The organism is Aquirufa regiilacus (assembly GCF_032470275.1).
Taxonomy (GTDB): Bacteria; Bacteroidota; Bacteroidia; order Cytophagales; family Spirosomataceae; genus Aquirufa; species Aquirufa regiilacus.
In genome coordinates this window covers 101,860-125,780 of record NZ_JAVNWW010000002.1, presented here as the reverse complement: position 1 = coordinate 125,780, position 23,921 = coordinate 101,860, and the positions used below count along the sequence as shown (strand labels likewise).

16 protein-coding genes are annotated in these 23,921 nt (G+C 45.2%); 7 read left to right on the top strand and 9 right to left on the bottom strand.

What is annotated here, in order from left to right:
* Nucleotides 1–4: 4 nt before the first annotated feature.
* Both PQG45_RS06440 and PQG45_RS06435 read right to left on the bottom strand, forming a co-directional pair.
* The gene (locus tag PQG45_RS06440) at nt 5–4,027 is read right to left on the bottom strand and encodes a T9SS type B sorting domain-containing protein (RefSeq protein WP_316070506.1); all 4,023 of its coding nucleotides are present in this window, start codon (nt 4,025–4,027) and stop codon (nt 5–7) included.
* 265 nt (nt 4,028–4,292) lie between these two features.
* The gene (locus tag PQG45_RS06435) at nt 4,293–5,102 is read right to left on the bottom strand and encodes a sterol desaturase family protein (protein WP_316070505.1); all 810 of its coding nucleotides are present in this window, start codon (nt 5,100–5,102) and stop codon (nt 4,293–4,295) included.
* A 229-nt stretch (nt 5,103–5,331) separates the two neighbouring features.
* Here PQG45_RS06435 and PQG45_RS06430 point away from each other — a divergent pair, with 229 nt between their 5' ends.
* Together PQG45_RS06430 and PQG45_RS06425 are read left to right on the top strand one after the other, a co-directional pair.
* Entirely contained in the window at nt 5,332–7,395 is a 2,064-nt protein-coding gene (locus tag PQG45_RS06430; protein WP_315574675.1) for a glycoside hydrolase family 97 protein, read from the top strand.
* A 77-nt stretch (nt 7,396–7,472) separates the two neighbouring features.
* Nucleotides 7,473–7,958: a GNAT family N-acetyltransferase gene (locus PQG45_RS06425; protein WP_316070504.1), complete on the top strand. Its 486-nt coding sequence runs from the start codon at nt 7,473–7,475 to the stop codon at nt 7,956–7,958.
* Nucleotides 7,959–8,125: 167 nt separating this feature from the next.
* Here the strand turns inward: PQG45_RS06425 and PQG45_RS06420 are convergent, their stop codons facing one another.
* Entirely contained in the window at nt 8,126–8,956 is an 831-nt protein-coding gene (locus PQG45_RS06420) for a DUF1684 domain-containing protein (RefSeq protein WP_316070503.1), read from the bottom strand.
* The gene (locus tag PQG45_RS06415) at nt 8,946–10,271 is read right to left on the bottom strand and encodes a hypothetical protein (RefSeq protein ID WP_316070502.1); all 1,326 of its coding nucleotides are present in this window, start codon (nt 10,269–10,271) and stop codon (nt 8,946–8,948) included. The genes PQG45_RS06420 and PQG45_RS06415 overlap by 11 nt, the downstream gene beginning before the upstream one ends.
* A gap of 86 nt (nt 10,272–10,357) precedes the next feature.
* Here PQG45_RS06415 and PQG45_RS06410 point away from each other — a divergent pair, with 86 nt between their 5' ends.
* Entirely contained in the window at nt 10,358–10,855 is a 498-nt protein-coding gene (locus PQG45_RS06410; RefSeq protein WP_315574667.1) for a heme-binding domain-containing protein, read from the top strand.
* Here PQG45_RS06410 and PQG45_RS06405 read toward each other — a convergent pair.
* From PQG45_RS06405 to PQG45_RS06390, 4 genes are all read right to left on the bottom strand, one after another.
* Complete coding sequence (locus PQG45_RS06405) at nt 10,832–11,419, bottom strand: PepSY-associated TM helix domain-containing protein (protein WP_316070501.1); 588 nt, start codon at nt 11,417–11,419, stop codon at nt 10,832–10,834. The two genes, PQG45_RS06410 and PQG45_RS06405, sit on opposite strands and share 24 nt — an antisense overlap.
* 1 nt (nt 11,420) lies before the next feature.
* Nucleotides 11,421–12,797: a DUF2271 domain-containing protein gene (locus PQG45_RS06400; protein ID WP_315574663.1), complete on the bottom strand. Its 1,377-nt coding sequence runs from the start codon at nt 12,795–12,797 to the stop codon at nt 11,421–11,423.
* 159 nt (nt 12,798–12,956) lie between these two features.
* Nucleotides 12,957–14,000, bottom strand: a complete 1,044-nt coding sequence (locus PQG45_RS06395; RefSeq protein ID WP_315574661.1) for an NAD(P)-dependent alcohol dehydrogenase — start codon at nt 13,998–14,000, stop codon at nt 12,957–12,959.
* Entirely contained in the window at nt 13,990–14,631 is a 642-nt protein-coding gene (locus PQG45_RS06390) for a DsbA family oxidoreductase (protein ID WP_316070500.1), read from the bottom strand. The genes PQG45_RS06395 and PQG45_RS06390 overlap by 11 nt, the downstream gene beginning before the upstream one ends.
* 43 nt (nt 14,632–14,674) lie before the next feature.
* Here PQG45_RS06390 and PQG45_RS06385 point away from each other — a divergent pair, with 43 nt between their 5' ends.
* The 4 genes from PQG45_RS06385 to PQG45_RS06370 all read left to right on the top strand — a co-directional run bounded on the left by PQG45_RS06385 (nt 14,675) and on the right by PQG45_RS06370 (nt 22,455).
* Nucleotides 14,675–16,903, top strand: a complete 2,229-nt coding sequence (locus PQG45_RS06385; RefSeq protein ID WP_316070499.1) for an alpha-L-rhamnosidase-related protein — start codon at nt 14,675–14,677, stop codon at nt 16,901–16,903.
* Nucleotides 16,904–16,958: 55 nt separating this feature from the next.
* Nucleotides 16,959–19,202: a glycoside hydrolase family 3 protein gene (locus PQG45_RS06380; RefSeq protein WP_316070498.1), complete on the top strand. Its 2,244-nt coding sequence runs from the start codon at nt 16,959–16,961 to the stop codon at nt 19,200–19,202.
* A gap of 128 nt (nt 19,203–19,330) precedes the next feature.
* Entirely contained in the window at nt 19,331–21,124 is a 1,794-nt protein-coding gene (locus PQG45_RS06375; RefSeq protein WP_315574655.1) for a hypothetical protein, read from the top strand.
* Between the two features lie 77 nt (nt 21,125–21,201).
* Nucleotides 21,202–22,455, top strand: a complete 1,254-nt coding sequence (locus PQG45_RS06370) for an alkaline phosphatase family protein (protein WP_315574653.1) — start codon at nt 21,202–21,204, stop codon at nt 22,453–22,455.
* On the opposite strand, the gene PQG45_RS06365 is transcribed toward PQG45_RS06370, so the two are convergent.
* A complete protein-coding gene (locus tag PQG45_RS06365; protein ID WP_316070497.1) occupies nt 22,456–23,901 on the bottom strand; it encodes a glycoside hydrolase family 32 protein in 1,446 nt (481 codons plus the stop codon).
* Nucleotides 23,902–23,921 lie beyond the last annotated feature (20 nt).

Below are 23,921 nucleotides of genomic sequence, written 5' to 3'. Positions count from 1 at the left end.
ATCATTATTTATCCAATCGGTTTACGTAGATGAATGACTTCACGTTTGATTTGTTGCCTTTGTAATCCACTACATAGTAATAGGTTCCATCAGGTAGCAAGCCATCGCTTGCAAGTAAATCAAAGGCGCGATCTGTTTGGCCATGCCAATCGTTTTGGTAATTGTCTTTCTCATAAACAATGTTACCCCAACGGTTGAAAATCGTCACCGTATTCGGTTGTGCATTCAAGATGCCTGGAATGATGAATGTATCATTCTTGCCATCGCCGTTTGGTGAGATTCCTTGTGGCATGAAGCTAGGACACTTGTCTGGATCTAGGCGATTGGGAATACCATCCTTGTCGCAATCCGCTAAGCCAGCAATGTTGACATTGTCCTCATCCTTATCCAGGATACCATCGTTATCCGAATCGATATCTCTAAAGTCATAGGTCAAATCCTTATCCGTATCCAAAGGATTCTTCGCATCTGGGCCAGCCTCGATCTTATCCGTAATACCATCGTTATCCGAATCTAAATCTCTATAGTCGGCATTGCCATCCTTATCCGTATCCACAGGTGTTGCCGTAGGTCCTTTCTCGATGTTATCCGAAAGCGTATCGCTATCAGAATCCAAATCTCTAAAGTCTGGTAAGCCATCGCCATCTGTATCGATTGGATTAGCGGTAGGGCCTTTTTCAATATTATCCGAGATACCATCATTATCTGAATCTAAATCTCTAAAGTCGGCAATTCCATCGCCATCCGTGTCAACCGGTGTAGCTGTAGGTCCTTTCTCGATGTTATCCGAGATACCATCGTTATCCGAATCTAAGTCGCGGAAGTCGGCTATTCCATCGCCATCCGTATCAACCGGTGTAGCTGTTGGTCCTTTCTCGATGTTGTCCGAGATGCCATCGTTGTCTGAGTCTAAGTCTCGGAAGTCAGGTGTTCCATCGCCATCCGTGTCAACCGGTGTAGCTGTTGGTCCTTTCTCGATGTTATCCAAGATGCCATCGTTATCAGAATCGATATCGCGGTAGTCAGGCGTGCCGTCTTTGTCCGTGTCAACCGGTGTAGCTGTAGGGCCTTTCTCGATGTTATCTGAGATGCCATCGTTATCTGAATCTAATTCTCTAAAGTCATAGATACCATCGCCGTCCGTATCCAAAGGTTTGGTTGGGTCAGCCCCAGCTTCGATTGCATCCGTGATACCATCGTTATCGGAATCTAAATCTCTAAAGTCTGGCGTGCCATCTTGGTCAGTGTCCACAGGAACAGATGGATCTGCACCCGCTTCGATCGCATCGGGAATGCCGTCGTTATCACTGTCAATATCTCTAAAGTCTGGTGTACCATCTTGATCGGTATCCACAGGATTCTTAGGATCGTTACCTGCTTCAAAAGCATCAGGAATACCATCGTTATCTGAATCCAAATCCAAGAAGTCATATGCGCCATCCTTGTCGGTATCCACCGCAGGATATTTCGAATCTTGTTGGGCGCGGTCATCGTATCCATCATCATTGTTATCAACGCGACCACAATCAAAGCATAAGTTCAAGCCTTCGTATTGGTCTGACAAACCGTCTCCATCGGAATCTAAATCCAAGAAGTTTGGTTTTCCGTCGGTATCCATGTCACCGAATTTCTCCACCGAATCCGAGACGCCATCTCCGTCGCTATCGCCATCGCGGTAGTTCGGGTGCTGGTCGCCATCCATATCGCCATTTAATTCGATGCTATCTAAAATACCATCGCCATCAGCGTCTAAATCCAAGAAATCAGGTGTGCCATCTTTGTCTGTATCAGGTACTTCTAACATGCGACCGCCGTAAGCAGGTTCTAATTGGTCAGGGATACCATTGTAATTCCCGTCGCTCGTTACACCGCCACGATCACAAACACCGTCGCCGTTGCTATCTTCGAAGGCACGGTAATCAGCGGTGGCTTCTACTGTATCCAAAATGCCATCCCCATCAGAATCTAAATCCAAGTAGTTAGGCGTGCCGTCTCCATCACGATCTTGTGTTGTTTCGCGGCTATCCAAAATACCATCGTTATCAGAATCCAAGTCAATGTAGTTCGCGCTACCATCGCCATCCGTATCAATATTTCCTTCTGTGATATCTCCGATTCCATCGTTGTCTGAATCTGTATCCAAGTAGTTTGGAATACCATCATTGTCAAAGTCGGGGCAATTAACACCTAAGCTACACTCCAAGCCGTTTAGGATGCCATCATTATCACAATCTTGGTAACGGAATACATCATAGGCAGCTGTACCGTTTGCAGGAACGATACCCGTACCACCTACACAGAAATTCAAAGGCTCAGGATCCGTGCCGTTGGCCGTACCGTCACCATCGCAATCCGCATTGCGCCACGTTGATGATGTGTTAGCAAAAACTTGGCTAGCTACTAAATAATCGCAACCATCGTTGGGATTCGTGCCGTCCAAAGCTTCTTGCGTGTCGGATACACCGTCACCGTCAGAATCAGTGACCGCTTGATTAACCGTTGCAACAACGGCTGTTCTAGAAGAGGAAATACAGCCTGTTGTTGTATTTCGAGCTTCTGCATAATAAGTTGTTGTTGAGCTTATGCTTGGAGTAGTAAAAGATGAACCAGAACCCAAAAAGTTTCCACCGCTTGCTGCATCATACCAATCCAACGTAGCGCCAGATGATGCAGTTCCTGACAAGTTAACAGTTCCTGTACCCGTGCGAGAATTCCCTGTTGAACCTGTAACAGTAGGTAAAGGATTGACAACTGCCGATCCCGTTGCAATGTTTTCCGTGTTTGCACCCGTCGATGTTACCGTAATATTTCCTGAAACGCCATTCGATGCAGAGCTACTCAGCCTTACATAAATGGTGGTCGAAGCCACAGTACCTGAAACTTGAGTCAATGTCAAAGATGTTTGATAACCAGAACCAGAAGACAATGAGATTTCATAGCCCGAAGGCGCGGTTACAACGATATCGTTTGTCAACAAACTTCCTGAAACGCTAAAGGTCTGCGCCGTTGATGGGGAGCCTAAACAAGTCGAAAATGTAGATAATCCACTAGCAGTAGTAACTGTAGGCGTTATAGGAGCATCGTTGTCTGTAATTGTTCCAACCCCTGTATTATCCGAAATCGCAGCATTCACCGAATTCGATAGAATAACATTGAATGACTCTGAGGCCTCATAGGTACCATCGTCCAAAATTGGGACCGTAATGGTTTGAGAAGTTGTTGTATTCGCTGGAAAAGTTAATGTATTAGTTGTCGTTGTATAATCACTACCACTTGTCGCTGATCCATTTGACGTTGTATAGTCTAAAGTAATAGCAGACGGATAACTAAGGGATAAACTTACCGTAAAAGTCGCGGTGCCAGCACCCTCATTAACCGTAACGTTGTTAATACTTAACTTTGGCGAAGCGGCTAAATAGGCATTTAAAGCGTCCAATAAACCGTTTGTCGCTGCATTACCATTGACTACACCTCCTGAAATTGGTACCGATTCGCCATTGAATGTCAAACCTATATATTTGGTCGAATTTATTGTATAAGTTCCACCACCTAAAATCGCTAATGTTGCAGAGACTGATACATCAGGAGAAAAAACTAATGTATTTGGACTGTTACCACTCGGAGAACGCCATTTTACGAAACCAGGGATTGTGTGAATTGTCCCTAAGGCATCTTTTAAGACTACATTTCCAATAATATCATTCCCTTGTGCTGTAAATATGGAGGCACTTGAGTTTTGCGTAAATTGGGCTAGTGACCACCCTTTTGTAGTTAATGTTGTTGCTGTAGTAGAGCTATTGTTTGCCGTATTATCACCGACAAATCCATCGGAAAAAGAAACAGATAGATTGTATTGTCCGTAGGAGTTAAATGATGCCAAAAGCGTCAAAGTGGAAAATAGAATTACGAACTTACTCGCTAAGGTAATTCGTAAGAATTGTTTGATACGAGAAGATGCCTGAGGAATCGCAGAAAAAAGGCGAACAGACACCAACTCAGGTAGGGCCTGAGTAGACTGATGAATCATTTGGTTATAATTTAGAAGACGGAGCAAATAAATGCTCTCGTTGGTTTTACTTGAATGTAAAAGTAAAAAATAACCTAAAAAGAAAAGACCCTAATAAACATGACATGGGGTCATCTCTTGGGTGCGAAATGGGAAATGCTTACTAGGTTAACGCACGAAAGGATTTCGCCGATTTTCAATATGTCCTACTTTCGAAAAGTCGGACATATTCAAAATATGGCTACGTAGAAACAAATGATTAAACGGCTCTCACTAAATGAAAAATTTACTCGTCGGTTTTGATCGTTCGATTAAACGGAATGCCTAATTGAAATCGCATATCCCCCGTTGTTTCGTCCGGAAGAACATCCAAACCAAAACGAATTTGTTCGATGGGTGTATAATTAAATGTCCCAAATAAGCGGTCCCAAATCGAGAAGATATTCCCATAATTCGAGTCGGTCTGAGGACGCTCAATATGGTGGTGAATCTTGTGCATATCGGGCGAAACGATGAAAAAAGAGATGGCTTTATCTAGGCCTTTTGGCAAACGGATATTGGCATGATTAAACTGCGATAAAAGGGCACTCATGCTTTGGTAAATCATGACCAACCACATAGGAGCGCCACAAATTAAGACCCCCATCAAGGTAAAAATGGCACGAAAAACACTCTCCCCTGGGTGATGGCGATTAGCCGTCGTCGTATCCACCATCGTATCCGCATGATGCACCATGTGAAACCTCCACAATACTTTGATTTTATGTTCAATCCAATGGATGAAATAGGCTCCCACCAAATCCAAAAGCAATAATCCCAAGATGAGCTGGGCCCAGCCCATAAGACCCGTTAAAGGCAATAAGCCAAATTGCTGCTGAACAGCCCAATCGCTCCCCATGACAATGATCGTTGCAAAGGCAAAATTGATAATAATAGTTGTAAGGGTGAAAAACAGGTTGATCCCTGCATGCTTCCATTTATTATACCCAAAACGAACCAAAGGTATTCCACCTTCTACCAACCAAAAAAAGGCGATTCCGCCAGCTAAAATCAAGGCACGGTGTGCGCTGGGGATTGTGTCAAAATAATGAATCAAGTTTTCAAGCATAGGTCTGGGGGGGGGGGTTGACGCTGCCGGGGTCTTTGACCCCGGCAGCGTCTAAGTTAGTAGCTTTTTATAAAAGTTTCTTGATATTGTAACATAATCTGCGAAAAAACAGCTCAGAGCCACTCAATTATACGTAAACTGATAAACTGACTGAACTAAATCAAAATTGGGCTTACAGAAAGATTTGGTTAATTTTGTAAACCCTAAATTAAACACAATGTTAAAGCAATTGTTTTGCCTACTGCTGGTATTCATCACATTTTCTAGTTCCGCCCAGCAAGTCGCAACGTTTTATTCCCCCAACAAGACCATCCAACTCAGCACCTCTAAAATTCCAGATGGTTCTTTGGCCTATCAAGTATATCTCAAAGGGAAAGAAGTTATTTCGTCCTCAACAGTTGGTTTTGTGCTGAAAAAACCAGCTTTGGAATTGAAGAAATTCACCGTAACTGGAATCGATTCGTCCACCGTTGCCACAACGTGGAAACCTATTTGGGGAGAAGTCAAAGAAATTTCCAATCAATACAATGAATTAGTCTTGCATACGTCCAGCAATGGCGTGTTGATTGATTTAATTTTTCGCGTATTTGATGATGGCGTAGGAGTAAGATACCATTTTCCGGTGCAGGCCAACTTCCAGCATTTCGTCGTAGACCAGGAGTTGACGCAATTCAACATGTCGGGCGACCATACCGCATTTTGGATTCCGGGTGATTATGAGACCAATGAATATACGTACAGTAAGTCAAAGTTAAGCGAAATCGATGCCACGGCAGCAGCGGCGAAGGAAAAGGACATCGCGGTGACGGCACTGATGGGTAAAAATATCGTTCAAACACCCTTGATGATGAAATCTGCCAATGGATTTTACCTGAATATTCATGAAGCAGCTTTAGTCAATTATCCGGCCATGCATTTGCGTTTGGATCAAGCGACGCAGACATTCCAGTCGGCGCTTGTCCCAGATGCGGTAGGCAACAAAGCCTATTTACAAACCCCATTTTCGACGCCTTGGCGGACGATGGTGATGAGTGAAAAGGCGGAGAAGATTTTGGAATCCAAATTGATTTTGAATTTAAATGAGCCTGCCAAATTCGGGGATTCGACCTGGATTAAGCCACAGAAATTCATGGGCATGTGGTGGGAAATGCACATTGGAAAGGCGAACTGGCCATTGGCAGGCGGAAAACACGGGGCGAATACGGCGAATGTGAAGCGCTACATTGATTTTGCGGCTCTACATGGTTTTGATGGCGTTTTGGTGGAAGGCTGGAATCAGGGCTGGGAAGATTGGTTTGGAAATTGGAAAGAGGAAGTATTCGATTTTGTGAGCCCCTATCCAGATTATGCGATTGATTCGTTGACGCAGTATGCCCAAGCCAAAGGCTTACGTTTAATTATGCACCACGAGACATCAGGATCAGTGACGAACTATGAACGTCGGATGGATACTGCCTATCAATACATGGTTTCCAAAGGAATCAATACCGTAAAAACGGGCTATGTGGGTAAAATCATTCCGCGTGGCGAGCATCATGATAGCCAGTGGATGGTGAATCATTATAATCGTGTGGCTGAAAAGGCTGCCCAATATAAACTCATGGTCGATTCACATGAATCCGTACATCCGACAGGCTTGCATCGAACCTATCCGAACTGGATGGCGGCGGAAGCGGCGCGTGGATCCGAATTTAACAATGCCCCAACCCTCGGAATTGTTCCGGAACATACGACGATTTTGCCATTTACGCGCTTGATGGGTGGCCCAATGGACTACACGCCAGGCCTGTTCCACATGTCTTTAAATCAATTTGATTCGACGCGGACGCAGAAGGTGCGGTCAACCTTGGCGAAGCAGCTCGCACTTTATATCACAATTTACAGCCCCTTGCAGATGGCGGCAGATTTACCGGAGAATTACGAAGGGCATTTGGATGCCTTTCAGTTTATCAAAGATGTTGCCGTCGACTGGGATGACACCAAAGTTTTATCCGCTGAGCCCGGGGAATATGTGACGATTGCCCGCAAGGCAAAAAACAAGGACACTTGGTTTATTGGGTCAATTACGGATGAAAACGCACGGAATGTTTCGCTTTCGCTGGATTTCTTGGATCCAGGAACGGCCTATGAGGCCATGCTTTACCGCGATGCGGATGATGCTGATTTTGAAAAAAATCCAGAGGCGTACGTGATTGAGAAAAAATTAGTCTCCAAGAGCTCAAATTTAACCTATCGACTACAACGCGGAGGTGGATGTGCTGTGGTGTTAAGAAAATTGTAGGGTGGGGTTGACGCTGCCGGGGTCAGCGACCCCGGCAGCGTCTAAATTACGGACTACCCATAAAAGTTTCCTTATAAATGCAAATTATCCAAACAAATCGGCTCCTGCTGCGCCCAATCAGCCTTGATGATGCCGATTTTATCATGAACTTGATAAACTGCCAGGGCTTTATTCGCTACATTGGCGACAGAAAAGTCCGTACAAGAGACCAAGCCATTGATTACCTTCAAAACATGCTAGGCAATCCCGACATCACCTATTGGGCCATTGAAACAAAACTTGGTCAAGTGCCGGTAGGCGTGGTAACCTGGGTTCAACGAGATTTTCTTCCAAGCCCTGATTTAGGCTATGCATTATTACCCGAGTACGAAGGAAACGGTTATGCGTTCGAAGCAAGTGAAGCGTGGCTGGCATACCAACTAAAAACGCATAAATCCGCGCTTGCTATTTGCCGGGCCGACAATTTGGCTTCGATCAAATTACTGCTGAAGTTAAACTTCGTTAGGGAAGAAATTTTTGAAAAAGAAGGGCATGAGATGCATCGCTACAGCCTTCATTCCTGATTGCGATGAAGGTGGGGGTTGACGCTGCCGGGGTCTACGACCCCGGCAGCGTCTAAATTACAGCCTACCCATAAAAGTTTCCTGATAATCCTTCATTATCCCCCTGCAATTCCCCTAAACACATCATTTTATAAGACAACTGATAAACTGCCTATACCGAAATTCGATCAATGCCCGTGAAATTGCTCTCCGGCCTTAATTTCCACGGCTAATTTATTGGCCGCAGTAGGTAGAGGACAAGTAGCAAACGGTGTAAACGCGCAAGGTGGATTGTAGGCCTTATTAAAATCAATGAGGACTTTCCCCTGGGCATCCGGCAAAGCCGTATCGATAAATCGACCCGCCCCGTAGGTCTGTTGCTTATTGGTCAAATCGCCAAAAACAATAAACAAGCTATCCCCTTCTTGACTCGTTTCCAATTCATAAAACGACTTCCCTAATTTAAAACGCAACAAGCCAGGCGATTCCAAGGCATACGCCCTCCCCGTCACATCAATAATCGTGACCATTTTGCCTTTGGTGGGAATGAAATCCGCCACGACCCGATAGGCGGAGTCGGTAGGGAACGTATCAATTCCTTTAAATGCTTTTACATATTCCCCTTCTAAATCCCGTAGGCGAACGGCATATTTTTCGCCTCTTTTAATGATAAACCAGCGCAATGATCGATACGAAATGACGGGTACTTTTACTCCATCTTGATAAACTAACATGGTGTCACTTACCGTTTGATAATAGACCTTCCCGTCTTTCAACAAAAGCTCCCCCAAGAACGGATCCGAATGGTCTGATGGAAAGACAAAATCGTTCTTTTCATCTCCTCCGAACGTATTTTTTCCCTCCTTTAACCAAAAAAGTCCGGCTAAATTTAACCAACCTGTCTCTGATTTAAGGCTATTAATTCGCGCAGCGCGAAATGCCTTCACCTCCTCCACATGATTTTGGGCTTGCATCCCAAAGCTCAATAGCAACAAAAAAATAACTCCTTTAGTCCGCATTATACATTCCTTTGGTTTCAAAATACTTCAATACGTTAGCGACTCCAAACCTCGATTGTTGTTCTGTCGTAAAACCTAAACCCACTCCCCCATTTCGAACGGAGGCATAATCGCGCAGCAGCATCTGCTTGCGCTCTTTGACATCGGCCCAACTATTCCCGATACTAAATATCCAAAACGTAATACTAAAAATCAAAACGATACCCATGCGCGCCGGAAAAATCTTTCCCGACAAAAGCACCAGCAAATAGACAAAAACCAAAGCCAACGTCGGGTAAATCTTATAATTCCCAATCAAAAAAACATACGCCCCAAAAGAAGACCTCAAGATACTTATCGCTACCGCATTCATCAAGCAAAAAACAAGCATAGAAAACACGAAGAGCATAGGTGCTTGGGTAAGTGTTTGGGTACGCCAACGGGCTAAAATCTCCCTGAAACCTTGTTGGGCAATGAATTGAACCAAAATCCACACAACAATCCCCACCAAAACAACCCCAACGAATGCGGTTTCAACGTGGCGAAACGTCGATTGCTCTCGGTACCAAAAATCAAATCCGCCACCCATGAAAACAAAAAAGCCCTGAACGCTCTCCAAAGGGTGTAATTTAAAATAAGCCATCCCCGTCTCGTGATAGGACATACTCGGATACTTCCAAAAAAACACAAAAATCACGGATATCAACAAGCCCAACCAGATCACTAATTCCTTAAATCGGTACTGTAAAAATAGCACCAAAGCGCCTATCGCAATAAAAAACAGCCCGTCTGAATTGGATAGGCAGGCCAACAAGGTAAAAACCAGGGCGAAGGCAAATCGACGGGAATTTAATTTCCCCAATAAATACATCGAAATCGCCCCAAAACCAATAACTAAATTGTGCTGCACCGCCGCAATCATCCAGAACGACGAAAGGAAATATTGGAAATTCAAATACAGAAACGGGATGGGGATAAAATACAAAAGCCGATTTTCTTTGGGAATAATTCGCCAAATCAACCCAAACAAAGGGATAAGGTACAAATGCGATTGCCAAATCATCCATTTGATGTTCATTTGGCCAAATACATAATAATTAACCAACGCTAACAACTTCAATGTTACGACCCGGTGTTCATTATTCGGTGCCCATAACAAGGCCATTTTTCGCTGAAAGTCGGCTTCATGCAACCAATTGAAAAGCATAAAGGGCACTACTTCAAAATCGTCTAACCAAGGAACATTCACAGCATAGCTGATCAGGCACCCTACAAAAACTAGCACGGGTACTCCAATCAAAACATACCGAAAAAGTAAACGCTCAAATAAACGCATTCTCACTTAATTAAATGCTGAGGTCAAAATTAGACATTTAATTCCAAGATATTTGATAACTTTCCAATCGTTAACTAAAAGACCCTATGAAAAAACTTATCCTTGGCGTGGTAGCCCTATTAGCCATCATCCAATTCATTCACCCGGAAAAAAACGAAAGCAACGACAAGACCTACGACATCTCGACGAAGTACAGCATTCCTGTGCCTGTGCAAGAAACGTTGACAAATGCATGTAACGATTGTCACTCGAATCAAAGTACCTATCCCTGGTATTCCAATATCCAACCTGTTGGCTTCTGGCTAAATCATCACATCGAGGAAGGAAAAGAGCATTTGAACTTTTCGACGTTCACCAAAATGCCGATTGCCGTTCAAAATCATAAATTAGAAGAGGTCATCGAAACCGTCGAAGAAGGCGAAATGCCCATGCCATCATACACCTATTTCGGCCTACACCCCAAAGCGAATTTGAGCGCAGCAGAAAAAGACGCACTGATTGCTTGGGCAAAGGCACAAATGGATATGCTTAAAGCAACTTATCCAGCGGATAGCCTGAAATTAAAGCCCCGTAAAAAAGTATAAAAGTACTACGAGGGCTAGTCCGGCCACTAACCAAATGAGTCCGTTAATACGCTTTTTCTTCAAAAAGAGCAATAAAATGATGCCCGTCAGGGATATCAAGGACATGAATATGGCCGAGAAATCAATGACCCATTTCCAGCCTTGACCCGTGTCGCGGCCCTTGTGCAAATCATTGATCCAAGCAATAAAACCCAGGGATCTTTCTGTCAAATGAAAGGTCCCTTTTGAACGGTCTATAAACGCATCCGCCGTATAACCTGGACCTTGAAACGAAACGGAAATTTCCGTCTCATCGATCCGAAAATCATTTAATACCCCATGCACGCGGTATTCCGAACGAAATAGCTCAACGATTTCCAGCTTCTTCACCTGCGCCGTATCCGCCACATTCACCCAAGTCGGATTCAATTTCCCATCCGAATCACGTAGGGTTTCCTTCTCTGGAAACCACTCCAAATGATTCAAAGTTAAGCCCGTCACAGCAAAGAAAAGCACAATCACGAAACTGAACATCGATAAATAAATATGTAGCCACCGCGACCACTCCGCTAATTTACGCTTCATCCTATTTTGTCTTATAAACTAAGCTTGCCCCTGAAACTTCCTCATTCCCAGCCAAAGCCTGCGACTTCGCTTTCCCATCAAACTTCATCGTTTGCTTCATCAATTGGTACGATCCATGCTCCCTTGCCGCCTCAATATATACCGTATAATTTCCCTGAACCACATATTCCCCTTGATCATTTTTTCCATCCCAAATCAAGGAATAATTCCCCGCCGAACGGGTTGCCGAAGCAATGGACATCAAGTCGATCGGGGTTTCACGCTGCGCATCTGAGAACGAACGCAAATCGGGTAGCCAACGAGGCTTTCTATACCATAATGCCAGTCGGCGTACGGCCTTATGTTGTTCATCTTCGATCCAAATGGCAACATAGGGTCTGCGAGCACCGCCACCCAAATTAGCCAATTCCACATTTATTAAGAGCTCTTGACCCGCTGTCCAAAGCTTATCTTTGACATGAACCATCTCAATGGGCGAGTCCATAGACACCGACTGTCCCGACCAGTTTTCACTCATCACCAACTCCCCTGAATTATCAACAATCAGATATTCCGTGCCTGGATACTCGGCTGCCAAGGCTTTGGACTCATCTACCGAAAGCACATTAAATGCCGTAGCCAAAGCTCCCGCCGTCACGGCATCCGGATGAATAACCGTTGCCGAAATACTACCCGAGGCTAGCTCCCCCGTACGTGGATCTAAAATATGTGCTCCCCGACGGCTCGTGCCGCTCGTTGCAATCGCTTGATTTTGGATAGAAACCGTACTTAATGATGATCCATTTTCGGCATCCGACAAAGGATCCGATACCCGAACAGCCTCATGCAAATCCCCTTTACTCAAAATATCACCCCCAACATTCAACATGATTCCGCGAACACCCGCCGCTGCCATGACTGCATCCGCGACTTGTTCCATGATATAGCCTTTGGTGAACGTATGTAAACGCAATTCCGCATCACTTAATCGTGTAGCCGCTGCATCACCTAATTCCCATTGCGCTTGATTTACCTTCGCTGAAAAACCATTGATCCGAATTTCCTCTGCAGCCGCATTCAAAGCACCTTTTGTCGCCTCAGACCAAGTATCAAATAAGCCTAAAACCGTATGTAATTCCGATGAAACCGAGATAGCTTCACCCTTTGATTGTTGCCATTTTCCAAACTCGTGATTTTCGCCACTTCCTAAAATGGCCTGTAATCGACGGAATTCCGACAAGACTTTCGCCTCCGCTTTTTCGGCCAATTCAAATGAATTAGCTAAAATTTTCACGTCCAATGACGTTCCTAGAATGTTCTCAAAATGCGCCGCTAAAACACCCGATTGGTTTGGGACTGCAGCAGACATCGCTGCCAATGAAAAAGCAATTGGATTCATGTTCGAATAAATTTGATGGTTGGCGAAATTAAAATTTACCAAAAATATCCGAAAAACATATAGACCAAACCCCGTTTTTCCGCTACTTAAAAACGCCTAAAATAGTGACGCTGCCGAGGTATAAGCCTCGGCAGCGCCTAAAATTTCCAACAAAAAAACCTACAAAGTCTTCATGTCAATCACAAAGCGATACTTCACGTCGGATTTGATCACACGCTCATAAGCCGTATTCACATCCGCCATTGAGATCATTTCGATATCCGACAGAATATTATGCTCCGCACAGTAATCCAACATCTCCTGTGTTTCTGCGATACCCCCAATCATCGAACCCACGATACTCCGACGTTTCGAAATCAAGGTCGCCGCCCCAAAAGTATTGTCTTCGGGTGGAATCCCAACCAATAACATTTTGCCTTCCACCTTCAATAAACCACAGAAAGCGTTCAAGTCATGTTTGGCAGCCACTGTATTTAAGATAAAATCAAATGAGCCTTTCAAGGCCTCCATTTGTTTCGGGTCTGTGGACAAAGCAAAATGGTGCGCCCCTAACGAACGCGCATCCGCTTCTTTGGATGGAGAGGTAGACAACATCGTAACCTCTGCTCCAAAAGACGCAGCAAATTTTACCGCCATATGACCCAAACCACCCAATCCTAACACCGCAACTTTATGACCCTTGCCTACTCCCGCAAAACGCAAAGGCGAATAGGTCGTAATCCCCGCACACAACAAAGGAGCCACGCGTGCCAAATCCTTTTGTTCAAAATTTACATGCAAGGCATATTTTTCATCAATCACATAATTCGCCGAGTATCCGCCAAAAGTCTGCGTCTTCCCATCGCGGTATAAGTCATTGTACGTAGCTGTCATGTTCTCGTCGCAATATTGCTCTTGACCTTTTTGGCAAGAGGGACATTCCCGACAAGAATCCACAAAAACTCCAACACCCGCCGTTTGGCCTACTTTAAACTTCGTCACATGTGCACCCACAGCAACAACTTTTCCCACGATTTCATGACCGGGAACGATGGGATAAATCGACGGGCCCCACTCACTGCGCACCATGTGAATGTCGGAGTGACATACGCCACAATATTCAATATCAATCTGAATATCATGCGGACCCACTTCCCGACGTTCAAAAACAATCGGCGCCACTGGCACCTCAGCGCTCGTAGCGCCATACCCTTTAACTTGCATTTTGTGTTTGGTTTAATGTATCGATAAAAACTTGAATGGGTTCCGCACCTGAAATACCATACTTTCTGTCAAAAACAAAAAACGGTACTCCGCGAACCCCTAAATTTACGCCTTCTTGAATGTCCTGACTCACGCGGTATGCGAGCTCCTCCGAGTCAATCGCCGCGCGAATTTCCGAGGCCTCCAAGCCTGCTTCTTCGCCTAAGGCAACCAAGGTATCAATTGACGCCAAATCCTTCCCATCGGTAAAATAAGCTCGGAAGAAAATCTCCTCAATCGCATCGTCTAAGCCTTTTTCTTTGGCCAATTGAATCACACGATGCGCATACAAAGAATTAGCCACCACCGCCTTGTCAAAATTGTATTCCAAACCGACGGAAGCTGCCATCTCCACGACATGCTCGTGCATCTGCTCCGACTGCTCCAATGTCCAGCCTTTCCGATCTGCCAAGTATTCATACACACCCACAGGTTCTTTAAACGACATCGGAATCGTAGGGTCTAATTGGTAACTTTTCCACGTAATATCCACCGCATCGCGGCCTGAAAAGGTTTCCAAGGCCTGCTCTAAATGCCGTTTTCCGATGTAGCAAAACGGACACATGATATCACTCCAAATTTCTATTTTCATCTCAGCAATTTAATGTAATTTGGGCACATAATTATCCGAACCTATGTTGTCCTTTCGAAAGCTTTTTATTGCCTTTTTAATTCTACCAAACGTATATGCGCAAGGTATCACGGACTTAGTCAAAAACCTACCTCATATCCCGGGAAAGGAAAGCTACCTGGCTTCGCCATTTGCTACGACGGGCGACCGATTATACCTCGTTGGCCACCAAAACGGACAATTCCCCGATTTAGGATGGCACATCACCGGTGAAATGGGCGGCATTTGGGCACATCCCATTAAACTGCTTGACGGATTTATTGTTTCTATTGATGGCCAAGATTTAACACAGGCGGAAAGTTTTACCAATTTCCCGATTGCCAACCAACATCATTACCAAACAAAAAACTTCCGAATTCAGCGAACGCAATTCGTACCCGATGGCCTAACAGGTTGTGTTGTTGAATTTGAAATCGAAAACAAAAGCACACAAACGATCACCACCCCAATTGTTTTCCAAGCCAAATCCGATTTACGTCCCACATGGCTAGGCGAACGGACAAATATGCATGACCATGCAGACCATGCCGTATTTGAAAACAAGCAATGGATTTTCAAGGACCAAAAAAATCCCTGGTTTGCAATTGTGGGAGCAAACGAAGCGGGTATCCCAGGAGCTGCGCCCATCCCCTTTAATTCTGCTGGAAATGGCATCGCGAAATCCATCAATTACACATTAGAAATTCCTGCAGGCGGCAAAAAAACGATTCAATTTTACATCGCGGGTTCAGCAACATCCAAGGCCTTGGCGTTAAAAACCTATGAGAAGCTCCAACAAAATGCCGCAAAGCTATTCCAACAAAAATGGAGCCGTGTGAACGGATTAGCGCAGAAAAGTAAAATCAATATCCCTGATAAAAACATTCAAGAGGCCTATACCTGGTTGCAATACAATACCGATGGCCTAACACGCGACGTCCCGGGAATCGGTCGGGGCATCAGCGCTGGACTGCCCGATTATCCCTGGTGGTTTGGTACCGATAGCGAATATGCGTTGCAAGGCGCCATCGCCATCGGACAAAAAGAGTTGACTTTGAGCTCCATGGATTTGATTCATCGCCTCTCGCAAAAGGCAAATCAAAACGGTCGGGTCATCCACGAAGTCTCGACCAATGGCGCGGTTTTCAATCCCGGAAATTTGAACGAAACAGCGCAGTTTGCCTCCTTAGTTTGGAAAGTTTTTCAATGGACAGGAGATAAAAAGCTACTCAATACTTATTTCCCTTCGATCAAAAATGGGCTGAATTGGTTGTTGGGCGAGAACGACAAAGATCACAACGGATTCCCGGATGGCTCCGGCATGATGGAAATTCAAGGACTTCACAGTGAAATGATTGATGTGGCGTCTTATACACAAAAAGCCTTACAAGATGCCGCTGAAATGGCCAAAATCCTTGGGGAAAATAAACAATCAGACGCGTATGCAACCCAAGCGAAACAACTTAAGATGCAGATTAATGAGCGCTTTTGGAATGCGGATTTTGGGTCGTATGCCGACTTTCGAAGCAAGGACCCAGAGGCTCTTGAGCTAATCAAACAAGCGATTGTTCGGGCGGATACACTGCACAAGCCTTGGGCGGTTGCTGAATTAAAGCAAACAGGAAAGTACATCACAGAACATCCCAGCGATCAGGCACGCCCATTCGTCGTGCATCACAATTGGGTCGTAAATACGCCTCTCGAACTAGGTGTTGCCGATTCAGCAAAAGCAACGAAAGCATTAGAAACCGCGAAAAAATTCACGAATCCCTTTGGACTTTTTGTCACGGGAATCGACCGAGATGCATCAGCAGGTACAGATGCCGGCGCTTACAAAGCACCCAAAATATTTACCTACACCGGCGCGGTAATGACACTCCCTACCGGCGTGATGGCCGTAGCAGAAAACAACTATGGCAGGCCTGACCAGGCGCTCGACTACATCCAAAAATTAACGCGCTCTTTCAGCTATGCACTTCCCGGTAGTATGTACGAAGTATCTCCTGATTTTGGCATGTTCACTCAAGCATGGAACGTATTCGGTTTTGCGGTTCCCATCGTAGAACAGTTTTTTGGGATTCAACCTCGAGCCGATTTACGTGAAATTACAATTGCCCCACGCATGCCATCGACTTGGAAAGAAGCACACATCGAGAATGTGGAAATAGGCGATAATCGAATTAATGTGTATTACAAACATGGCGAAAAACCACGCGTGACTCAAAGCAAAAACTGGAAAATTATCCTAAAATAGTCCCTTTTATTATTGTATCATTTTGCTACATTTGCAGGAATAAATGCCCTAACATATGAAAAAACTACTTGGCCTTTTAGCCATCTCGACCGCTGCCTTCGCGCAACACGTGGAAATCAAACAATCCAAAGGACCAACCTTGGGATATTCTGCGACATCCCGCATTCAAATCATCAAGAAAGACGGCTTATCTTTCAAAGATTTAAACAAGAACGGAAAATTAGACAGCTACGAAGATTGGCGGAAACCCGTGGACGTACGTGCAGCCGACCTGGCAAAGCAGTTAAGCGTGCAAGAGATTGCAGGTCTTATGTTGTATTCCGGCCATCAAGCCATTCCAGCTAGGCCCGATGGGTATTTTGCGGGAACTTATAGCGGCAAACCCTTCGATCCTAAGACCATGGATGCGAGTGAGCTGACCGACCAACAAAAGAAATTCTTGAAAGAAGATAATCTACGTCATGTATTGGTGACAACCGTCTCTTCCCCGGAAGATGCTGCCAAATGGAATAATAAAATTCAGGCATTTTGCGAATCGATGGGCAAAGGTATCCCAGCAAACAACAGCACAGACCCGCGCCACGGAACACAAGCGCGCGCGGAATTCAATGCTGCAGCAGGTGGGTTGATTTCCATGTGGCCAAGTTCTTTGGGCATGGCAGCTACATTTAAACCGGAGTTGATCCAACAATTCGGTCGAGTTGCCGCACAAGAATACCGTGCGTTAGGTATCGCAACGGCCTTGTCGCCGCAAGTAGACATGGCCACGGAACCGCGCTGGTTACGCTTTGACGGCACCTTTGGCGAAAGTTCTAAACTATCTGCAGCCATGGCAGAAGCCTATTGCAATGGTTTTCAAAATGAAACTTGGGGAGCCCAAAGCGTGAATGCCATGGTCAAACATTGGCCAGGTGGCGGATCTGGTGAAGCAGGCCGCGACGCACATTATGCTAACGGAAAGTTCGCCGTTTATCCGGGCAACAACTTCAATGAACATCTGATTCCCTTCACAGAAGGAGCGTTTAAATTAACCGGGCAAACGAAAAAAGCCGCTGCCGTGATGCCCTATTACACGATTTCGTGGAACCAAACGAATGAAAATGTGGCTAATAACTACAACAAGTATTTAGTGACCGACTTGCTACGTAAACAATATGGATATGATGGCGTGGTTTGTACGGACTGGAGTGTAACCGGGGATCATAAGGCGATGGATGTGTTCATCGATGGCAAAGTTTGGGGCGTCGAAAACTTGAACATGGCAGAGCGTCATTACAAGATTTTAATGGCTGGAGCTGATCAATTTGGCGGAAACAATGATATGAAGCCGATCATCGATGCCTATGCGATGGGCGTGAAAGAACATGGCGAACCCTTCATGCGTGCACGCATGGAACAATCAGCCGTTCGTTTATTGCGCAATATTTTCCAAGTAGGGCTATTCGAAAATCCATACCAAAATCCTGCCACGACAAAAGCTACCGTGGGAAAACCGGAGTTCATGCAAGCCGGTTACCAAGCACAATTGCAATCGATCGTGCTTTTGAAAAACAAAGGAAATGTCCTTCCTATTCAAACCAAGAAGACGATTTACATTCCGAAACGTTTCATCGCAGCATCCCGTCACTTTTTGGGATTCCCGATTCCGGCATCGAATGATTTCCCGATCAACATGGAGTTGGTGAAGAAATATTTCAATGTGACAGGCAATCCCGCGGAAGCAGATCTGGCATTGGTCTGCATCGAAAATCCCAAAGGAAGCATTGGCTATGAGAAAGAAGATGTTGCCAAAGGAGGCAATGGCTATGTCCCAATTTCCTTGCAATATGGCGACTATGTGGCTCATGATGCACGCGAGGTAAGCATTGCAGGAGGAGATCCGTTGGAGAATTTCACGAATCGCTCGTATAAAGGCAAAACAGCCAAATCACGCAATGTGACTGACATGGAATTGATCGAAGAGACGCGTCAAAAGATGCAAGGGAAACCAGTGATTGTTTCGGTCAACGTAAGCAATCCAATGGTTTTTGCAGAAATCGAAGGAAAAGCAGATGCGATATTAGCGAGTTTCGGCGTACAGGATCAAGCGATTTTAGACATCCTTGCAGGCAAGGCAGAACCGCAAGCCTTATTGCCGATGCAAATGCCTGCGAGCATGCAAGTGGTTGAGAAACAAAAAGAAGATGTTCCTTTTGACATGGAATGTCACTTAGATGCAGAAGGACATCGCTATGATTTTGGCTTCGGAATGAACTGGAAAGGCGTCATTCAAGATGCCCGTGCGAAGAAATATAAGTAGTAATATTCCATTCCGACAAATTGAAACACCTCAAGCAAACTTGGGGTGTTTTTTTTGTTGCTGACCAAAATCATATTTAGTCCAAAATTCCCGGCCGACCTTTGTAGCTCTTAAAATTTGACAAGAATATGCAAAAATCCGCCGCACATACCTTTCATATTCCCGTGATGGGATTAGGTTTCACCATCGATACACCCGTGAAGGTTGGCCCCTTCGGTATTTCCTCCGTCGTTTCCATCGTGGACGATCATTTAGTAGAGGAAATGCGGGAAGCCTACAGCAAAGAGCATAACCTACATTTTGCGCCCATCGCGAAAACAGAAGCGGATTTCCGTGCCAAACGCATCACGGCCTACCTGAATTTACTGCTAACACTTGTGCAGGACAAGACGACAACGATCCGCAACCAAGCCTTTGAACCTGCATCCGACATTGCCCGCTATTTCGAATTGCTGCCAGATCATGCGCCACAAAAGGCGGAATACTTGGACATGCTCGCGACGGAAGATGTATGCCAAAAATTCATCAAACAGGGTAATTTGCGTAAATACGTCGTGGCAGGATCCATCGATGTCAACATCATGTCGAAGGTGAATAAAATCAATTACGATAAAAAAGGGAACGCATTGGAAAAGGAATTTGCGGATGCTTTGGCGGCTTTACGAGGATACGCACAAAGTGATTTGAGTTCATCCATCATTCTTTCTGCCGGATATAATCCGATGCTCTATGGCTACATCGAAACTTTCCCAGATTTCTTCCCAGATACCGCAGGCAAGCTAAAAAAGAAGATTATTCTCAAGGTAAGCGACTACCGAAGCGCCGTCACCCAAGGAAAAATCTTAGCCAAAAAAGGGATTTGGGTATCTGAGTTTCGCATCGAGTCGGGCTTGAACTGTGGCGGACATGCCTTTGCAACAGATGGTCTTTTGATAGGGCCAATTTTGGAAGAATTTAAGACCAACCGACAAGCCTTGATGAGCGAGTTGTTCGAAATGTGTCAAAAAAATCTAGCAGAAAAAGGCCAAAACGTATTTCTCCAATATCCCGACATGCGCGTTACCGTGCAAGGGGGAATCGGGACGCATGCCGAAGACGAATTATTACAGGAACATTACCAAACCCAAGGAACGGGCTGGGGTAGCCCATTTTTACTGGTTCCCGAAGCAACGCAAGTAGACCCTGCAACAAGAAAAGCCTTAGCAGAGGCAGAAGAAAGTGATTATTATATGAGCCACGCTTCGCCACTAGGAGTTCCTTTTAATAATTTCCGAAAAAGCTCTTCCGAAAAACAACGTTTAGAGCGGATTGAAAAAGGCCGACCAGGCAGTCCATGTACCTTGGAATATTTGGCAACCAATACGGAGTTTACCGAGAAGCCCATTTGTACGGCATCACGGAAATACCAACATGCAAAATTGAAACAACTCGCCGAGCAAGATTTAGCGGAAAACGAATACCAAAAGGCCTATGCCGAAATCACCGAGAAAGTCTGTCTATGTACGGGACTGGGGACTTCAGCATTGCAAAACTTTGACATCAAACCTGCACATCACCAGCATGCCGTGGCGATATGCCCGGGACCGAATTTAGCCTATTTCTCCGGTACCTTTTCCTTGAAAGAAATGGTGGATCATATTTACGGTCGGGCGAATATTCTCAACACCCAACAGCGCCCCAACCTATTTGTGAAGGAACTAGGCCTATACGTCGACTACCTCAAAAAAGAGGTCGAAAAAAGCGTGGAGTCCATGACAACGAAACAAGAGCGCTACCTCAAAACATTCCGAGATAACCTCTTAAGTGGTGTCGCTTATTACCAAAACCTAAACTTGCCCACGCTGCAAGACATGAAAGACGAGTTGGCCCTCTGGGAAGCAAAAATTCAAAGCCTCCCTATTCCACAGGTGAGCATATCCTAATCAAAACCCTGGGGCTACCTGGGGTTTTTGCTTTTGGAAGCGATATTTTATGTAATTTCAACCGCTAAAACATCCTTATGCGTTTTTACTACTTCATCATCTTATCTATATTATCCGTTTATGTGTCTGCCCAGGATACGACTCAAATCGTCCACGCAGAACGAAGGAATGCGGTTTCCCAACAAGCTAAACCTTATGTTATCTTAATCTCGGCTGATGGATTTCGGTCCGACTTTTCGGTCAAGTATGGCGCGAAATTTCTGCAGAGCCGAGCGGCGAATGGCGTTAAGGCTGAGGCGATGATCCCGTCTTATCCCACCTTGACTTTCCCAAACCATTATACGCTTGTCACCGGATTATATCCGTCACACCACGGCTTAGTTAACAACCGCTTTTACGATGTGGCGTCGGGGCAAGAATACAGCATGGGCAACAAAAAGATGGTGGCCGAGGGCAAATGGTATGGCGGAACGCCACTTTGGGTATTGGCTGAAAAGCAAGGCATGTTGAGCGCGAGTTTCTATTGGGTCGCATCAGAAGCTGATATTCAAGGCATTCGTCCTACGTATTTATATACTTACAACGAGAGCATTTCGATCGAACGACGCATTCAGGCGGTGAAGGATTGGTTGTCCTTGCCAGCTGAAAAACGTCCGCATTTGATTACCTTTTATTTCCCTGAGGTAGACCATGATGCGCATGAATACGGTCCGGAAGACCCACGGGTGGGAGATGCGGTTACGTTTGTAGACCAAAGTATTTCGAAGCTACAAGCGGCCTTAGATCCCTTAAAATTGCCGATAAATTACGTGTTTGTTTCAGATCATGGCATGACGACGGTGGACACCGAACATCCCTTGCGGAAACCTGCTCTTTTACAGGATACAGCTTCTTTTAAGGTCCCTTCGGGTGATGCCTTAGTGCATGTTTTTGCCAAAATACCCGCAATTGTTCCGAATGCCCTAAATGAACTCCGCAAACAAAATCTGTTCCAGGCATATTTGTTGGATGAAACACCGGCACATTGGCATTACCGGAAATCAGACGATTACTTCAATCGGCTGGGCGATATTTTACTCGTTCCGAATCACCCATCCATTTTCAATTTTGGCACAAGGAAACCGAGTCCGGGTAAACATGGTTACGACAATCATCTTCCAGCGATGCAAGCAAGTTTTCAAGCTTGGGGCCCCGCATTTAAAACCGGCATAAAAATTCCGGCATTCGAAAATGTACATGTCTATCCGATGGTCGGGAAGATCCTCGGGTTGACCATCGACGAATCAACAATCGACGGCCGACTGAAACAACTGAAACCGATTCTGAAATAGTTAGATGGAAGGCTTTAGGTCCTCCAACAAGAATGGAAGGCCTTTTGTCGCAGTAACTTTCAAGTTCTTAAACGGCTCAGACGGAAAATAGATCGTTGTTAATGCCGACAATCCCCCATCAGCAAAAAACTCGGCCGAGGCAACATCCGTGATCAAACTAAAGTCAATGGTATCCGCTTTTGAAAAACGTGGCGCATAGGCTTTGCCAGCAAATTTAGTACTGAAACTGAGGTCACCCGATGCATCGCGATCCACGAAATACCGGTTGCTAGCTGCTTCAAAACCGATGATTACTTTTTCACCTTTCGCATTGGAAAGGGTTATCGAAAAATCCTGCACGGGTAATTTGCCAGATAAGCGCTGCAACGCCGAAGCTGTTTTTACGCCTTGATTCGACTTGATTGTTTTTGTACTATTCACGTAATTTGAAACTGCCTCGACCGGCGTGGAAGCAAGCAAATATTTGCCATCCTGGTTAAGTAATTTCAAATCCCGCGCTAAGGTATTCGCGCTGCGCCAAGAGCCTGTAGGTACAACGGTCGCATAATCCCAGTTGGACATCCAACCCATAAAGATTCGCTTATCTCCCGTTTCGTGGAACGTAACCCCGGCATAATTATCCCGACCATAATCCACCCAGCGGGTTTCTTCATCTTGTGCGATGAATTGATGGCCGTCAAAATCCCCAACAAAATACTGAGCACCAGAACCGCCATTCGGCGCACCTGGATTAATGTTCACAATCAAGACCCATTTCGTTTTGCCATCCACTTGCATCGGGAATAAATCTGGACATTCCCAAACGCCGCCATGTGCTCCAAATTTAGCGCCAAACTCACTTTCCTTCGTCCAATTTTTCAAGTCGGGCGAAGAATAAAATGTCTCGCGATCCTGCGTCGCCAAGGCCATTATCCATTTCTTTCCCGGCGCATACCAAGACACATTCGGATCACGGAAATCGGCAACACCTGGATTCTTAATGACTGGGTTTCCTGCAAATTTGGTGAAGGTTTGACCGCCATCTAGACTGTAAGAAATACTTTGATTCTCCCGGTCAATCCGACCCGCTTTCTCCCAATCCATGTTGTGGCTGGTATAAATGGCAACGACCGGGGCAACTCCGTTACGACCCAATCCGGAGGTATTTTGATGATCAATGACAGCTGAACCAGAAAAAATCAACCCTAGGCTATCTGGGTGGAGCGCAATGGGCTGATGTTCCCATTTCATCAAATCTTTACTTGTTGCATGGCCCCAGTGCATCGGTCCCCAAACCGTACTTTCTGGGTGGTATTGATAATATAAATGATAGGTTCCGTTCGCGTAAAACATCCCATTCGGGTCGTTCATCCACATCGTCGGTGGGGTGAAGTGCAATTGTGGACGATGTTTTTCCTGCGCAAAAACGGCTAGGCTAATCAATAAAAAGAAGAGGATGTTTTTCATATGACCAAAAAAAATGGTGG